The 15370-nt window shown below is 66.4% G+C and carries 11 protein-coding genes; 8 read left to right on the top strand and 3 right to left on the bottom strand.

Annotated features, from left to right (window positions below; genetic code table 11):
• The first annotated feature begins 2 nt into the window (after positions 1-2).
• Complete coding sequence (locus EBB56_RS09735) at positions 3-938, top strand: DUF6708 domain-containing protein (protein ID WP_124804169.1); 936 nt, start codon at positions 3-5, stop codon at positions 936-938.
• A 161-nt stretch (positions 939-1099) separates the two neighbouring features.
• On the opposite strand, the gene EBB56_RS09730 is transcribed toward EBB56_RS09735, so the two are convergent.
• The gene (locus tag EBB56_RS09730; RefSeq protein WP_108449052.1) at positions 1100-3040 is read right to left on the bottom strand and encodes an exoribonuclease II; all 1941 of its coding nucleotides are present in this window, start codon (positions 3038-3040) and stop codon (positions 1100-1102) included.
• A 317-nt stretch (positions 3041-3357) separates the two neighbouring features.
• Between EBB56_RS09730 and EBB56_RS09725 the strand changes: the two genes are divergently transcribed.
• The 7 genes from EBB56_RS09725 (at position 3358) to EBB56_RS09695 (ending at position 12836) form a co-directional block, all read left to right on the top strand.
• Positions 3358-4092, top strand: a complete 735-nt coding sequence (locus EBB56_RS09725) for a GntR family transcriptional regulator (RefSeq protein ID WP_108133240.1) — start codon at positions 3358-3360, stop codon at positions 4090-4092.
• Positions 4093-4101: 9 nt separating this feature from the next.
• The gene (locus tag EBB56_RS09720; RefSeq protein ID WP_124804167.1) at positions 4102-5238 is read left to right on the top strand and encodes an N-acetylglucosamine-6-phosphate deacetylase; all 1137 of its coding nucleotides are present in this window, start codon (positions 4102-4104) and stop codon (positions 5236-5238) included.
• A complete protein-coding gene (locus tag EBB56_RS09715; protein ID WP_124804165.1) occupies positions 5222-6241 on the top strand; it encodes an SIS domain-containing protein in 1020 nt (339 codons plus the stop codon). Before EBB56_RS09720 ends, EBB56_RS09715 begins: the two co-directional genes overlap by 17 nt.
• A gap of 28 nt (positions 6242-6269) precedes the next feature.
• A complete protein-coding gene (gene ptsP, locus EBB56_RS09710) occupies positions 6270-8843 on the top strand; it encodes a phosphoenolpyruvate--protein phosphotransferase (RefSeq protein ID WP_124804163.1) in 2574 nt (857 codons plus the stop codon).
• Positions 8840-10552 (top strand): N-acetylglucosamine-specific PTS transporter subunit IIBC, encoded by a 1713-nt coding sequence (gene nagE / locus EBB56_RS09705; protein WP_124804161.1) that lies wholly within the window; start codon positions 8840-8842, stop codon positions 10550-10552. Before ptsP ends, nagE begins: the two co-directional genes overlap by 4 nt.
• Before the next feature lie 181 nt (positions 10553-10733).
• Positions 10734-11537 carry a Cof-type HAD-IIB family hydrolase gene (locus EBB56_RS09700; RefSeq protein ID WP_124804159.1) on the top strand — a complete coding sequence of 268 codons (804 nt, stop codon included), beginning with the start codon at positions 10734-10736 and terminating at the stop codon, positions 11535-11537.
• A gap of 117 nt (positions 11538-11654) precedes the next feature.
• Positions 11655-12836 carry an AGE family epimerase/isomerase gene (locus EBB56_RS09695; RefSeq protein ID WP_108449058.1) on the top strand — a complete coding sequence of 394 codons (1182 nt, stop codon included), beginning with the start codon at positions 11655-11657 and terminating at the stop codon, positions 12834-12836.
• 63 nt (positions 12837-12899) lie between these two features.
• Here the strand turns inward: EBB56_RS09695 and EBB56_RS09690 are convergent, their stop codons facing one another.
• Both EBB56_RS09690 and EBB56_RS09685 read right to left on the bottom strand, forming a co-directional pair.
• Positions 12900-13970, bottom strand: a complete 1071-nt coding sequence (locus EBB56_RS09690) for a YcjF family protein (RefSeq protein WP_124804157.1) — start codon at positions 13968-13970, stop codon at positions 12900-12902.
• The gene (locus tag EBB56_RS09685) at positions 13967-15358 is read right to left on the bottom strand and encodes a YcjX family protein (RefSeq protein ID WP_124804155.1); all 1392 of its coding nucleotides are present in this window, start codon (positions 15356-15358) and stop codon (positions 13967-13969) included. Before EBB56_RS09685 ends, EBB56_RS09690 begins: the two co-directional genes overlap by 4 nt.
• Between the last annotated feature and the right edge of the window lie 12 nt (positions 15359-15370).

Genomic DNA, 15370 nt, shown 5'->3' with positions numbered 1-15370 from the left:
CGATGATCAACGAGTACTTTACCCAGCTGTTGTATCGCGACCGGGGGCTCGACTGGTTTGCCGAGCCGCTGGATATTCCTGTGGACGACGATATCCCCTTTGACCTAAAGACTCGAGCAACCGATGAGCCCTATGACGCCGAGTTTATCTACACAAAGAAAGATGTTTTTCTGGAAACCGTCAATGCCGATGAGTTTTGTCGGCGGGGCATGTACACAGCAATGTTTGGTTTTCTTTTTGGTGGGTTGATTCCCTTTGCTGTATTGTTTTTTCTTGAGGTTGCCTGGGATTTTTATACTGATGGTATAAGCGTTCTGAGATGTGTGGCGCTATTTTTTTGTTCTGTTTTCATTTTTTTTCTTTCCTACGTAGTCTGCAACGCCCACTCCGCCTGGGACTGCTTTACCTATCGCCATGCGGCGATTCGCTTTAACCGTCGAACCCGTCAGGTGCATGTGTTCTATACGCCCAAGCTGGGCGGTCCACGCAGCTATGACTGGGACGATATCCTGGCGACCATCACCCCCTTCGACAACGGCGGCTACTTTGTGCTGAACATCATGGCGGCAACGCCGGACGGAACCCGCTACTACGACAGCTTTCCGGTGGGGGGGGAGTTAGTGAAGCACGAGGAGTGCCTGGGCTGGTGGGAGTATATCCGCCGCTATATGGAAGAAGGGCCCGATGAAGTGCCGGAGCCCGGCTGGTACCACACCGACAGGCTCTCTCTGAAGGAGTCCTTTCTGCGCTGGTTCCCGCTGCGGGAGATGAAGCGTGACAAGGCGCGGGGCCATGATATTCGTTACTCCCAATGGCGCATGGTGCTGATGTCGCCGATGCTGGCGCTGTTCTCGCTGGGGCACTTTGTCTCGATGCTGACCAGCCGCAGGGTGGCCTGGACGAAGGAGATCCTTGAGGCCTGTGGGGAAGGCGGATGATGGCGTGAAACACCGGGAGCCTTGCCAGTCTTGCCTGGTCTTGCCGCCGTTGGGCCGCAGCAATTGAAGCCATCTAAGAAAACGGCGACCCGAAGGTCGCCGTTTTCTGTACTTCCAGGTCGATCGCGGTGTTACCGCCGCGACCGAGCAGGAAGGATCGCTCAGGCGGCGGGCTGGGCCACCAGTGAGCGAGTCTCTTCCTTGGCTTCGGTCAGGGCGACGCGTACCGCGTCGCCGAGCTTGAAGCGCTCCTCGCCCTCGATCTGGATGCGGCCTTCCTTGTCGTCGACCACCACCTTGTCGCGATCTGCGTGCATCAGCGGTGCCGGCACGAAGGCGGTGGCGCCGTTGGCGGTCAGGCGCACCCGCATGCCGCCGCGGTTGATGGCGATGATCTCGGCATCGAACACGTCCTGCTGCTTGGCCGCCGGGGTCAGGTAGCGCACGTAGAGCCAGTCCTTGACGTCGCGCTCGGCCAGGCGGTTGAGGCGACGACGCTCGGTGAGCTGCTCTGTCAACTCGACGCTGGCCTCCTTCGGCGCCTGCTCGCCCTTGAGCACACGCTTGATCAGGCGGTGGTTGACCATGTCGCCGTACTTGCGGATCGGCGAGGTCCAGGTGGCGTAGGCGGCCAGTCCCAGGCCAAAGTGCGGGCCCGGCTGGGCGGACATGGCGGTAAAGCCCTGGAACTTGCGCAGGCGGGCGTCGAGCCAGGCATCGTCGCGGCTTTCCAGCGCACGCTTGAGTTCCTTGTAGCGCGACAGGTCGGTCAGCGCCTCACGCTCGACGGCGATGTCCTGTGTCGCCAGGAAGCTCTGGGCGGCCTCGGCCTTGTCGTCCTCGAAGGCACGATGGACGTTGAAGATGCCGTGACCGACCTTGTCGGCCAGCAACGCCGCACAGCAGGCATTGGCGGCGATCATCGACTCTTCGATCATGCGGTTGGCGATGCGCCGCTCTTCGGTGCGGATCGCCAGCACGTTGCCGGCCTCGTCCAGGTCGAAGACATAGTCGGGACGGTCCTTGAACACCAGGGCGTGCTCCTGACGCCAGGCGGTGCGTGCCTCGGTCAGATCGCGGAGGGCCTTGAGCTGTTCACCGATGGTGTCGTCGGGTGCCCAGTCGCCCTGGCCCTCGAGCCAGTCAGAGACGTTGTCGTAGACCAGGCGAGCCTGTGAACGCGCGGTGGCCGCGAAGAACTGATAGTCACCGAGGCTGCCATCGGCGTTGACGTCCAGGCGACAGGCCAGCACCGGGCGCTCCTGGCCCTCGTGCAGCGAGCACAGATCGTCGGCCAGCTGCTCGGGCAGCATGGTGACGTTCTGGCCCGGCAGGTAGACGGTGAAGGCGCGGGTGCGGGCCTCGAGGTCGGCGGCGTGGCCTTCCTCGACGTAGGCGGTGGGGTCGGCGATGGCCACCGACAGGCGCCAGCCGCCGTCCTCGCGGACCTCGACGCGCAAGGCGTCGTCCATGTCCCGGGTCTTCTCGCCATCGATGGTGAAGAAGGGCTCGGCGGTCAGGTCCTCTCGCTCCAGGCCTTCGTCGCGCAGCGGCCAGTCGTTGCCGGCGTCGGGGCATTCCTGCTCGAGGGCGTGGCGGGCCAGGGTAACGCGCCAGGGCACTGCGGGATCATCGGTCTTGGCCACCAGCTCGTCGATCTGGGTAAAGAAGGCGCGATCGTCGGGCTTGAGCGGGTGGCGCACCAGACGTGCCACTACCCAGTCGCCGTCACCGATGGCGTCTTCCTCGAGGCTGCGCTTGATGCGTGCCTTCATGGCGGTCTTGATCGATGGGTGATCAGGCACCACCGCCAGGCGTCCATCACGCTTCTGCACCCGGGCAACGAAGCGCTGCATGTTGCTCTCGATCAGGGTGTCGGGTTCCACCGACTTGCGCTCGCCTTCCTCGTGCAGCACTGCCTCGACGCGGTCGCCGTGCAGCACCTTCTTCATGGCGGGGGGCGGCACGAAATAGGACGCACCGTCCTCGCACTCGAGGAAGCCGAAGCCCTTTTCGGTGGCTTTGATGACACCCGTGACGCGGGGGGTGTTATCGCGGATCTGTTGCTTGAGCTGAGCCAGCAAGGCGTTGTTCTGCAGCATGGTCACGATCGAGTGGCGGGAATAAGGGGGCCACTATACGGATTGTTGCAGCCCCGGCCAAACCCCGTGGAGCCCGAGGCCACAAATCAAGGGGTTGGAAACGGTATCCGGCAAAATTTCACCGCTTCCTGTGCGGCATCCTTGCCACGCCTCCTTTCGCTCCCGTGGGAATACCTCGGTAGAGGAGTTGAGGGGGCGTGCGGGGCGCCGTGAAATGCACAGTCAGGGTTCGACCAATGTGGTATTGGATTGGTATTCAATTGGTCTCTATGTGGAGCTATAGTGGTTATCACCAAGCTCCCAGGGACCACGCCGCCATGGATTCACGATTCGAGCACCTGCACCTCGACGCCTCGCTTGCCACGCCACTGTACCGCCAGCTGGCCAACGGCCTGGAGGCGGCCATTCGCAGTGGCAGCTGGCGCGCCGGAGAGGCGCTGCCGTCGGAACGCAACCTGGCCGAGGCGTTGGCGGTGTCACGCATCACGGCGCGCAAGGCCCTCGACCAGCTGGAGGAAAGCGGCCTGATCCGACGCGACCGCGGCTCCGGCACTTTTATTCGCCCCAGCATGGATCAACCGCTGACCCGACTGGCGAGTTTCAGCGACATGCTGATCCAGCGGGGGTTTTCGCCGCGCTCCGAGTGGCTGAGGCGCGAGCGCTGCCAGCCGAGCTCCGAGGAGAATCTACGCCTGGGATTGTCGAGCAATGCCCAGGTGTCGCGACTCAAGCGTCTGCGTCTGGCCGATGACGTGGTGATGGCGGTGGAGGAGAGCTGCCTGCCGGTCACGGTGCTGCCGGACCCCATGGCGGTCGACGTCTCGCTGTATCAATGGCTCGAGCAGGCTGGTCGCCCCATCGTGCGTGCCCGTCAGCAGGTCACCGCGGTCAATGCCGACGCCGAACTCGCCGGGCTTGCCCAGGTGGCCGAAGGCCAGGCTCTGCTCAAGGTGACGCGGCTGGGCTACCTGGCCGACGACACCCCGGCGGAGCTGACCATCACCTACTGCCGTACCGACTACTACGACTTCACCGTCGAACTCGCCCGCTAGGAGACCGCCATGAGTACCGCTCCCACCCGCCTTGCCGGCAACGTGCTGACCCCTGAGGGCTGGCGCCTGGGTGAGATTCGGCTGGAACAGTGCCGGATCGCCGCCATCAAGGGCTCCCCCGTGGACCCCTCTACCAATGATGCCCCTCGGCTGATCCCCGGCTTCGTCGACCTGCACGTACATGGTGGTGGCGGAGCCGACGCCATGGAGGGGCGCGAGGCCGTTTCGACGCTCGCCCGCACTCACCTGCGGTTTGGCACCACCAGCCTGCTGGCGACCACCATGACCGCGCGCCCGGAAGAGGTGCGTGCGGTGCTGGGCGAGATCTCAGGCTATATGGAAGCCCCGGACCCCGCGGCTTCCCGGGTGCTAGGCGTACACCTCGAAGGGCCCTTCATCAATTCTGGCAAGCTCGGCGCCCAGCCGGCCCACGCCCAGGTCGCCAGCGTCGCCGAAATGGATGAACTGATGGCGTTGGCGCCCATCCTGCTGATCACCCTGGCACCGGAAATCAGCGGGCATGGCGAGGTGATCCGTCACCTCACCGACAAGGGCGTGCGCGTCCAGCTGGGCCATACCCTGGGTAGCTACGAAGAAGGTGTCGAGGCGCTGTCCCACGGCGCCTGCGGCTTTACCCACCTGTTCAACGCCATGACCGCGCTGCACCACCGCAAGCCGGGCATGGTCGGGGCGGCGCTGGCCCACGCCGAGTACGCCGAGATCATTCCCGATCTGCTGCATGTACATCCCGGCGCCATTCTCACCGCGCTGCGCTGCATTCCGCGGCTCTATGCGGTGACCGATTCCACCGCGGCGGCTGGCATGCCCGACGGTGACTACCGCCTTGGCGAGCAGAAGGTGACCAAGTGCCTGGGCGGCGTGCGTCTGGCCGACGGCACCCTGGCCGGCAGCACCCTGACCATGGACCAGGCGCTGCGCAACTTCGTCAGTGTCGGGCTCAGTCTGGCCGAGGCCTCGGATCGGCTGTCGCGCTTTCCCGCGGACTTCCTCGGGCGCCGTGACATCGGCCGCCTGGAGGCCGGGGCCCGCGCCGATATCGTGACCCTCGACCCCGAACTCACCCTTACCTCTGTCCATCTGGACGGTCGTCTTGTCTCTGGAGAATCCCATGTCACTCATGCTTGAAGAGGCGCTGAACGCGCCGGAACGCCTGCGCGGTCAGTTGACGCGTAACCAGACAGTGCTGCGGGAACTGGGTGATCGCCTGCGTGCCGAGCCGCCGACAGGCGCCGTCACCGTGGCCAGGGGCAGCTCTGATCACGCCGCCAGCTATCTCGCCTACCTGTGCATGCAGAATCGCGGCATTCCGGTGGCTTCGCTGCCGCCGTCACTGTCGACCCTGTCGCGTACGCACTGGCGATTGGCCGGCCAGCTGTCCATCGCCATCTCCCAGTCGGGCCAGAGTCCCGACCTGGTGGCGAGCCAGGAGGCGCTGAAGCAGGGTGGCGCCACCACCATCGCGCTGGTCAATACGCCGGAGTCACCACTGGGCCGGGCGAGCGATCTGGAAGTGCCGCTGTTTGCCGGTGAAGAGAAGAGTGTGGCGGCCACCAAGAGCTTCCTGGCGACCCTGTCCGCCGGTGCCCAGCTGATGGCCCACTGGAACGAGAGCGCCATGCTGCTGGGGGCGCTCAATGAGCTGCCCGACCGCCTCACCGATGCCGCCGCCCAGGACTGGAGCCCGGCAGTAGAAGCGCTCAAGGACGCCGATCGGCTGATGGTCATCGGCCGCGGTACCGGGCTTGGCATCGCCCAGGAGGCGGCGCTCAAGTTCAAGGAAACCTGCGCCATTCAGGCAGAGCCCTTCAGTGGCGCCGAGGTCAAGCACGGCCCCATGGCGCTGATCGAGCCTGGCTACCCGGTACTGGTGTTCGCCCCCCCCGGCGCCGAACAGCAGGGCTTGCTGGAGCTGGCCGAGTGGCTCGAGAGCGTGGGTGCCAAGGTGCTGCTGGCCGCCGACGACCGTGTGGCCAAGCGCCATCTGACGTTGACCTCGGCGGGTCACGAGGCGCTGGAACCGGTGTCGGTGATCCAGAGCTTCTATCCGATGGTGGCCCGCCTGGCCGAGGCTCGCGGTATCGATCCGGATCAACCGAGGCACCTGCGCAAGGTGACCTGCACGCTCTAATCACTACGACAATCATACGGAGCCGATCATGACTTCCAGCAATGTCACTCTGGTGGCGCCGGTCAAGGGGGTGGTAGTCCCCCTGGCCGACGTGCCAGACCCGGTCTTTGCCGAGGGTACCCTCGGCCAGGGCATCGCCCTGGATCCCCTGGGCGGTTGCCTGCACGCGCCCTGCGCAGGCGAGGTGATTCAGTGTGCCCGTACCCATCACGCCTTCACCATCAAGAGCGACGAGGGCGTCGAGGTACTGGTTCATCTTGGCCTCGACACCGTCGCCCTCGAAGGCAAGGGTATCGAGCCCTGCGTCAGCCTGGGCCAGCGCATCGAGGCGGGCGAGCCGCTGTGCTACTTCGATGTAGATCAACTGGTATGCGAGGCGGTATCGCTGGTGACACCACTGGTGGTGCTGGATGCCGGAGGTCGTGAGTGGGTGTCGCTGGACCTGCGTGCCGGCGATATCGTCCAGCGCGGTGATCCGCTGGTGGTGTTGGGCCCCGAAAGGCTTGCCGAAGATGTCATCGATGAAGAAGGCGGCGATGGCCAGGCGCTGGAGCGCTCTCTGGTACTGGCGATCGAGTCAGGGTTGCACGCCCGGCCGGCGGCACGCCTGCGTGCCATCGCGCGTGATCACCAGGTGAGCCTGAGCCTGCTGCGCGACGCTCGCACGGCCAATTCGGATAGTGTCAGCGCCCTGATGAACCTGGGCCTCGAGTGCGGCGACGAGGTGGTCATCAGAGTAAAGGGGCGTCAGGCCGAAGCGGCCCTGGCGGCAGCGATGGCGCTGTTGACCACGCCGGAAGGGCATGGCCCAGGGCAGGCGGAGGCCGCCACATCATCGGCAGCGCCCAGCGTCGATCTGCCCGCCGGACAGCTCGCAGGTCTTGTGGCCAGCGCCGGGATCGCGACCGGTCCGCTGGCGACACTGTCGGTCAAGTTACCCGAGGTACCGCTGGAAGGGCTGGGGCGCAAGCTGGAAAGTCCGCGTCTGAAAGAGGCGCTCGAGCGCGTCGGGCGTCAACTGGAGGCTGCCCGAGAGCGCGCCGAGCGCAGCGGCCAGACCGCTGAGGCGGAGGTGTTCGAGGCGCACCAGGCGTGGCTTGAAGACCCTGACCTGGTGGCCTCGTCGATCAGCCGCCTGGAAGAGGGACTAAGCCCTGGCCAGGCCTGGCGCGAGGCGCTGGACGCCGAGGCCGATCGGCTGCGGGCCACTGGTAACCCCATCTTGATCGGGCGGATCGCCGACCTGCGTGATCTGCAACGCCAGGTGATGCTGGAATTCAGCGAAGGCGAGGGCAGCGGGTTCGGTGATATCCCCCCCGGCGCCATCGTCGTCGCAGAGGATCTGACACCGTCCACCTTCGTCGATCTCTGCGCCCTGGCGCCGGCAGGGATATGCCTGGCCGCCGGAGGCACCACCTCCCACGTGGCCATCATGGCCAGGGCCAGGGGATTGCCGTGCCTGGTCGCCATGGGCGGCGGCCTGATGGAAGCGACCGAGTCGTGTCTGGATCGGGCAGTGGTGCTGGATGCCGACTACGGCCGGCTGGAACTCGAGCCCGACCAGGCGCGTCGCGATCAGGTGGTGGCGGACATCGCAGCCCGCCAGGCGCGTGCCGAGGAAGAACGCGCCGAGGCTCACCTGGAGGTGGTCACCCGGGACAACCGCATGATCGAGGTGGCGGCCAATATCGGCAGCGCCGAGGAAGCCCGCCAGGCAAGCGACTGTGGCGCCGATGGCGTCGGCCTGATGCGCTCCGAGTTTCTTTTTCTGGGGCGTGACGCAGCGCCGGACGAGGACGCCCAGCGTCAGGAGTACCAGGCCAGCGTCGATGCGCTGGGTTCCAGGCCGGTGATCATCCGTACTCTGGATATCGGTGCCGACAAGCAGTTGCCGTACCTCACCCTGCCCACCGTCCCCAACCCGGCGCTGGGCGTGCGCGGCATGCGTTTGTGGCAGACCCAGCCGGCCCTGCTGGATACCCAGTTGAAGGCCTTGCTCGGGGTCAAGCCGTTGCGTCATCTGCGCATCATGGTGCCGATGGTCAGCGATGCCAGCGAACTCGAGTGGGTGCGCGAACGCATGGAGGCGCTGGCCGCCGAGATGCGGCTGACCGAACTGCCGCTGCTCGGCGCCATGATCGAGGTGCCCAGCGCAGCGCTGTGCTCCGCCGCCATGGCCAAGGTCGCGGATTTCCTGTCGATCGGCACCAATGACCTGACCCAGTATGGCCTGGCCATGGACCGCGAGGATCCTCAGCTGGCGGCCCAGGCCGACGTGCTGCATCCCGGAGTGCTGCGGCTGATCCAGGCCACCCTGTCGGGCACCGCCAACCGCTGCCCGGTGGGGGTGTGTGGCGCCGCGGCGGGAGACGACCTGGCCGGCCCGCTGCTGGTGGCCATGGGCGTGTCGGAATTGTCGGTGGAGCCGTCGCGTATCGCTTCGGTCAAGGCCCGCCTGCGCAGGCTTGATGCCGCCGTGATCGCGCGTGAAATCGACACCCTGCTGGCGATGCCCGATGCGGCCTCGGTGCGCAAGGCTCTGGCACCGCTGGTGGACGCCGCCCTCGACGTCGAACCCACACCCGAGAGGATCCTGACATGACCACCTCCTTTGGTTCACGCCTGATGGCGGCGCTTCAGCTGCTCGGGCGCTCCTTGATGCTGCCGATCGCGGTACTGCCGGTGGCCGGCCTGCTGCTGCGCCTGGGCCAGCCGGACCTGCTGGACATCGCCTTCGTCGCCAGCGCCGGTCAGGCGATCTTCGCCAACCTGGCGTTGATCTTCGCCATCGGCCTCGCCGTTGGCTTTGCCGACGACAGCAACGGCGCGGCGGGGCTCGCCGGGGTGATCGGCTATCTGGTGCTGGACGCGGTGCTGCAAAGCCTCAGCCCCGAGATCGACATGGGGGTGCTGGCCGGCATCATCATGGGTACCGTAGCCGGGCTTCTGTACAACCGCTTCAAGGCGATAAAACTGCCCGACTATCTGGCCTTCTTCGGCGGACGGCGCTTCGTGCCCATCGCCACCGGCCTTGCCGGGGTGGTGCTGGGGATCGCCTTCGGCTGGGGCTGGCCGCCGATTCAGCACGCCATCGACACCCTGGGACACTGGCTGATCGACGCCGGCGCCTTTGGCAAGTTCGTCTACGGTGCTCTCAATCGACTGCTGATCGTCACCGGCCTGCACCACGTGCTCAACAGCTTTGTGTGGTTCGTGTTCGGCAGCTTCGGTGACGCCACCGGTGACCTCAATCGCTTCTTCGCCGGTGACCCGGCGGCGGGTGGTTTCATGGCCGGCTTCTTCCCGGTGATGATGTTCGGTCTGCCGGCGGCGGCACTGGCCATGTATCACACCGCAGACAAGGGCCGTCGCGCCCAGGTCGGCGGGCTCTTGATGTCGCTGGCGCTGACCGCCTTCCTGACCGGGGTGACCGAACCGATCGAGTTCACCTTCATGTTCCTGGCGCCGCTGTTGTACGCCTTCCATGCGCTGATGACCGGGCTGAGCATGGCGATCATGCAGTGGCTCGACGTCAAGCTTGGCTTCACCTTCTCGGCCGGCGCCTTCGACTACGCCCTGTCCTACGGTCTGTCCACCAACGGCTGGCTGATGCTGCCGGTGGGGCTGGCGATCGGTAGCGTCTACTACGTGCTGTTCCGTTGGGCGATCGTGCGCTTCGATCTGCCGACGCCAGGGCGTGAGCCGATGGACGAGGGCGCCAAGGTACAGGCCGAGGACCTGGGCGAGCGGGGGCCGGCCTTCGTCACGGCACTCGGCGGTGCCGCCAACCTCGAGGCCGTCGGTGCCTGCACCACACGCCTGCGGCTGGTGCTCAAGGAGCCGGAGCAGATCGACGAGCCGGCACTCAAGGCGCTGGGCTCGCGTGGCATCATGCGCCTCGGCGGAGGTGGCATCCAGGTCATCCTGGGCCCCATCGCCGACAGCGTGTCCGATGAGATCCGCGCCGCCATGGCCGCCGAGGGCCAGACCCCGCCGGTGGGCGCCGACCCCGCACCCATCGCCACCGGCGTCCCCAAGGTGGTGAGCGCCAAGAGTCTGAATGATGAGCAGATAGACGCCTGGACCAAGGCGCTGGGTGGCTCGGACAACGTTCGCGCGCTGGAAGCCCGGGCGGCGACCCGTCTGCGCCTGGAGGTCGGCAGCGACGGTGCGCTGGACGAGCAGGCGCTGGCGCAGCTGGGTTGTCACGGCGTGATGCGAGTAGCCGATGGCGTCTGGCACCTGGTGGTGGGCAAGGACGCCGAGGCCCTGGCCGGTGGTCTGCACCAGGCTGGGCTGGCAGCCCGCTGAGTGGTAGCCCGCTGAGTGGCAGCCCGCTGGGTGGCAGGTGGCGAGTGTGATGCGCCCGCCACCTGCGGTCATCTCGCCTTACCGCCAGCGGCGGCACACTTCAGGGTGTGCCGCCGCTGGCGTTCTACGCCTGGCCATCTGGTGTAGACTTCCCCGTTCCCCCTGAAGACCCGGAGTCGCCATGCTGCCTCACCTGATCGTGTCCGACCTCGACGGTACCCTGCTGGGTGCCAACCATGACCTGGCCGAGCTGACCGTCGAGACCCTGCGTCGACTGGCCACCGATGGCCACTGCATCGCCCTGGCCTCGGGCCGTCATCATCGCGACATGATCGGCTTTCGCGATCGCCTGGGGGTGGACGCCCATATCATCTCCAGCAACGGCGCCTGGACGCTGGACCCGAGCGACCGCTGCGTGCGGTCGGCACACCTCGCCCCGGAGCTGGTCGAGGCGCTGATCCAGCTGCCGCGTCATCCCGACGTACGCCTCAACATGTACCGCGACGAGGCCTGGGTGATCGATGATCACGCCCCGGGTCTGTTGTCGCTGCACGAGGCCACCGGCTTTGGCTACCGGGTGGAGGGACCGGGAGAGATGGACGTCCAGGGGGTCGGCAAGGTGCTCTATATCGGTGACCCCAGTCTGCTCGCCGACATCGAAGCCGGCGCCCGGGAGGCGGCAGGCGAGGCGCTTCACATCACCTACTCGATGAGTCATTCGCTGGAGATCATGGCCGCCGGGGTCAACAAGGGCACCGCCGTCTCGGCACTGCTTGACGACCTCGGCATCCCCGCCACCCGTTGCCTGGCCTTCGGCGACAACCTCAATGATCTGGAGATGCTGGCGCTGGCCGGCGAGGCCCAGGTGATGGCCAACGCCCATCCCAGGCTGGCCGAGGACCTGCCCGAGGCCCGCGTGATCGGTCACCACGCCGAGGCAGCGGTGGCCCAGCACCTGCGGCAGCGGTTTGGACTGGACGGCTGACGGGGCGGCCGAGGCAAAGGCAGCGCGCTACACTGAGGCCACACTTGGGGCAGTGGTGGGGCGGCGGGCTAGCGCCGTCATACCGAGGTCTTGCATCCCCTGTAACAGGAGGCAGTGATGAACGGATTTGACCCGATGTTTCTCGATCGCCATGTGCGCGACACCATGGCGTTCTATCATCCGCGGGCGATCGATCCGCACGGCGGTTTCTTCCAGTATTTTCGTGACGATGGCCACATCGTCGACGCAGGACATCGGCATCTGGTCTCCAGTACGCGTTTCGTGGTGACCTACGCTCGCTTTGCTCGCCAGACCGGCAATCCCGAGTATCTGCACTGGGCCCGCCATGGTCTGGCCTATCTCGAAAAGGCCCACTTCCAGACGCGCCATCAGGGCTACGCCTGGACCCTGCGCGATGGAAAGGTCGAAGACCCCACCCATCACTGTTACGGCCTGGCCTTCGTGTTGCTGGCCTACGCCGAGGCCTATCGCGCCGGCATCGATGAAGCCTACGAGGGCATCGGTCGGGTACATGCCATGCTCGACAAGCGCTTCTGGGAACCCCAGTGGCAGCGCTTCGCCGATGAGGCAGATGAGCACTGGAATCTCAGCGACTATCGCGGCCAGAACGCCAACATGCATGGCTGTGAGGCGCTGATCGCCGCCTTCGAGGCCACCGGCGAGACCCCTTATCTGGACCAGGCCATGGCCATCGCCCGCGCGATCACCAAGGCCAGCGATGACCATCCCCATGGCTGGATCTGGGAGCACTACAACCGCCAGTGGCAGCGCGACTTCGACTACAACCGCGACGATCCCAAGCACCTGTTCCGCCCCTGGGGCTATCAGGTGGGCCACCAGACCGAATGGGCCAAGCTGCTGGTGCTGCTGGCACGCTATCGCGATGATGCCTGGTTGATTCCCACCGCCGAGCGGTTGTTCTCGAGCGCCTGCGAAGCGGGCTGGGACAGGACCCATGGCGGCCTGGTCTATGGCCTGGATCTCGACGGGCAGGTATGTGACGGCGACAAGTACTTCTGGGTCCAGGCGGAGAGCTTCGCCGCGGCCGCCGTGCTCTGGGAGGTCACCGGCAAGGCCAGCTATCGACGCTGGTACCAGCGGCTGTGGGACTACAGTTGGCAGCACATGATCGACCACCATCATGGCGCCTGGGTGCGTATCCTGACGCCGGACAATCGTCGTTATGACAACCTGAAGAGCCCTGCCGGCAAGGTCGACTACCACACCATGGGCGCCTGTCAGGAAGTCATGGAAGTGCTCGAGCGGCTGGATCGCTAGGCATCTGTCATCGGCGCCGGCCGATGCCCTGCCACGGCCGGCGCTCCACACCGTCCTGGGCCGTCAGGCGTCCTTCTTCGGTGCCTCCATGCGCCTGAGCTGGCGCCACAGATCGCGGCGCAGGTCCGCCACTCGGGGGCGCTCGTCAGGGGCGAAGGCCAGCGGGCGCACCAGACGCTGGGTGCGCAGCCCCAGACGTGCCCCCAGCAGCCCCACGCCGAGGCCCTGGGCGGCGCGGGTGGACAGCCGCCCGGCCAGGTCCAGCGACAGCATCTGCATGCTGGCGTCGGCGGCAAGCTCGGTGGCGCCGGCGAAGGCCATCTGATAGAGCACGCTGCGCAGCAGGCGTACCCGGGCGGCGTAGCCCAGCTCCAATCCGTAGAGTCGGCACAGGCGATCGATCATCGCCAGGTGGCGCCAGGCCACCAGTGCCATGTCGACCAGGGTCAGCGGGCTGACCGCCACCATCACGGCGGTTTCTCCGCTCATGCGCGAGATCAGCCGGCGCGCCTCTCGGTCACGGGGGGCGAGCAGATGGTGGGCCACCAGCGCCTGCAGGTCACGGCCGTCATGGTGGTCTTCACGGGCCGCCTCGAAGGCCAGCCAATGGGGATCGTCGTCGCCGAGGGCCAGCTGATGCTTGAGCCGTCTGACCATGGACAGTGCGTCCCTGGGGGAGCGCGACGGCAATTCGGCCAGGGATTCACGCAACTGGTCGTGGCGCTTGAGGCGCCTGAGGCGAAACAGCTCCCGGCTCAGGGCGAGCCCGCCAAGGCCGATGGTGGCAAGTCCCAGCAGTTGCCAGCCGGTGGCGATCAGGTCACCGCCTGCCAGGGTAGCGGGGACCCCGGTCACCAGTTCGGCGCCGCCGAGTCCCACCGCCGCTCCCAGTACTGCGATCAGGCCCCAGCGGCGCTTGCGTGGGCGTCCCAGAGAGCCCTCCAGATCTACCTTGGTATCGGTTTCCGGCGCCTCGGCTGGGGTCAGCGCTCGGCTATCCAGGTGATCGTCGAAGCGCAGGCCCGGACGCGGGTCACTGAAGGTGGTGTTGTCGACGCCGGCAGCGGAGGGCGCATCGTCGTCATCGGCAAAGCGTACCGCAGGGCGCGGGTCGTCACGGCTATCTCGAGTCATGCGAGCTTGTCTCCAATCAGCCAGTCCAGCGCCAGGTCCATGCGAATATGGGGCAGCGCACCGGTGGTCGAGGGCTGAGGGCGGAAGGCGGTGAAATCGAACCCCTGGCGATCCCAGAAGGCCGGGTCAGGCAGGCGGCTGGGCACCTCGCCGGGGAAGGCCAGCAAGGGCTCGCCTTCCAGGGTGACGCCCTTGAGCGCAGGGGATTTCCTGCCCTGGTGGGTGACCTCGCGGGCCTCGGTGGCGCGAATGGCCGCCAGCGACATGGCCTTGACCGGAATATTGGCGTACTTGAGGTTCTTCAGCGGCTCGGCCAGCAGCGCCTCGAGCAGCCCGACCAGGCGGGCATGCTGTTCCGGGGTCACATGGTCGGCCTTGGTGGCGGCGATGGCGAGGCGGTCGATGCGTGGCGTGAACAGCCGCGAGAACAGGCTGCGCTGGCCGTAGTTGAAGCTCTGCATCAGACGATGGAGCGCCTTGGACAGATCCTCGAAGCGTTCCGGCCCGGCGTTCAGTGCCCCCAGCACGTCCACCAGCACGATCTGGCGGTCGAAGCGCCGGAAGTGCTCGCGGTAGAACGGCTTGACGATATGTTGCTGGTAGTAGCTGAAACGCCGGGCCAGGGTACGGTAGACGCTGGTCTCGGGCAGCCTTTCGAGGTCGTCGGACGATGCCTGCTCCAGCCCCGGCAGGGGGAAGAACTGCAGCACCGGGGCGCCGGACAGCTCCCCCGGCAGCAGAAAACGGCCGGGCTGAAGGTCGGAGAAGCCGGCCTCCCTGGCGGCGCGCAGGCCTTCGGCGTAGCGCTCGCTGATCTCCGCCAGGCGGGCCTCGTCGGCCTCGTCGTCGAGCCGAAGTTCACGCACCGCGCTTTCCCAGTCGGCCAGCATGGCGCGCCTTGCTGGCCCCGCCGCGTCCCACTGGGCGAGGCTCCAGCTCAGGAAGTCGTGGTCCAGCAGCGGCAGGTCGAGCAGCCACTCGCCAGGATAATCGAACAGGTCCAGGGTCAACTCGGCGGTATCGGGTCGCAACCACTGCTGGCGACCAGGGCGATAGCGAATCTTCAGGCGCAACTCGCTGATGCCACGGGTGGGCTGGGGCCACTCGGGAGGCGTGCTCTCGAGGCTGGCGCGGGCTCGGTCGAAGGGAAACCTGGGGACCGCGAGATCCTGCTGGGAAACCCGCTGGGCGCCCAGCAGGCGCCCCTCGCGGCTGGCCGTGAGCAGGTCGAGCCGCGCCTCGAGCCCGGCGTGACGCAACTGGTCCACCAGGGAGGTCAAGAATGCCGTCTTGCCGGCCCGAGATAGCCCGGTCACCGCCAGACGCAACTGGCGGTCTCGGCCGCGCTCGATCAGGTCCATCAGATCACGGGTCAGGTCCGTTGGCATTGCCACTCCGTC

It is taken from the genome of Halomonas sp. YLB-10, from assembly GCF_003856855.1.
Classification (GTDB): Bacteria; Pseudomonadota; Gammaproteobacteria; order Pseudomonadales; family Halomonadaceae; genus Halomonas; species Halomonas litopenaei.
This window is presented reverse-complemented; position numbering and strand designations above follow the sequence as displayed.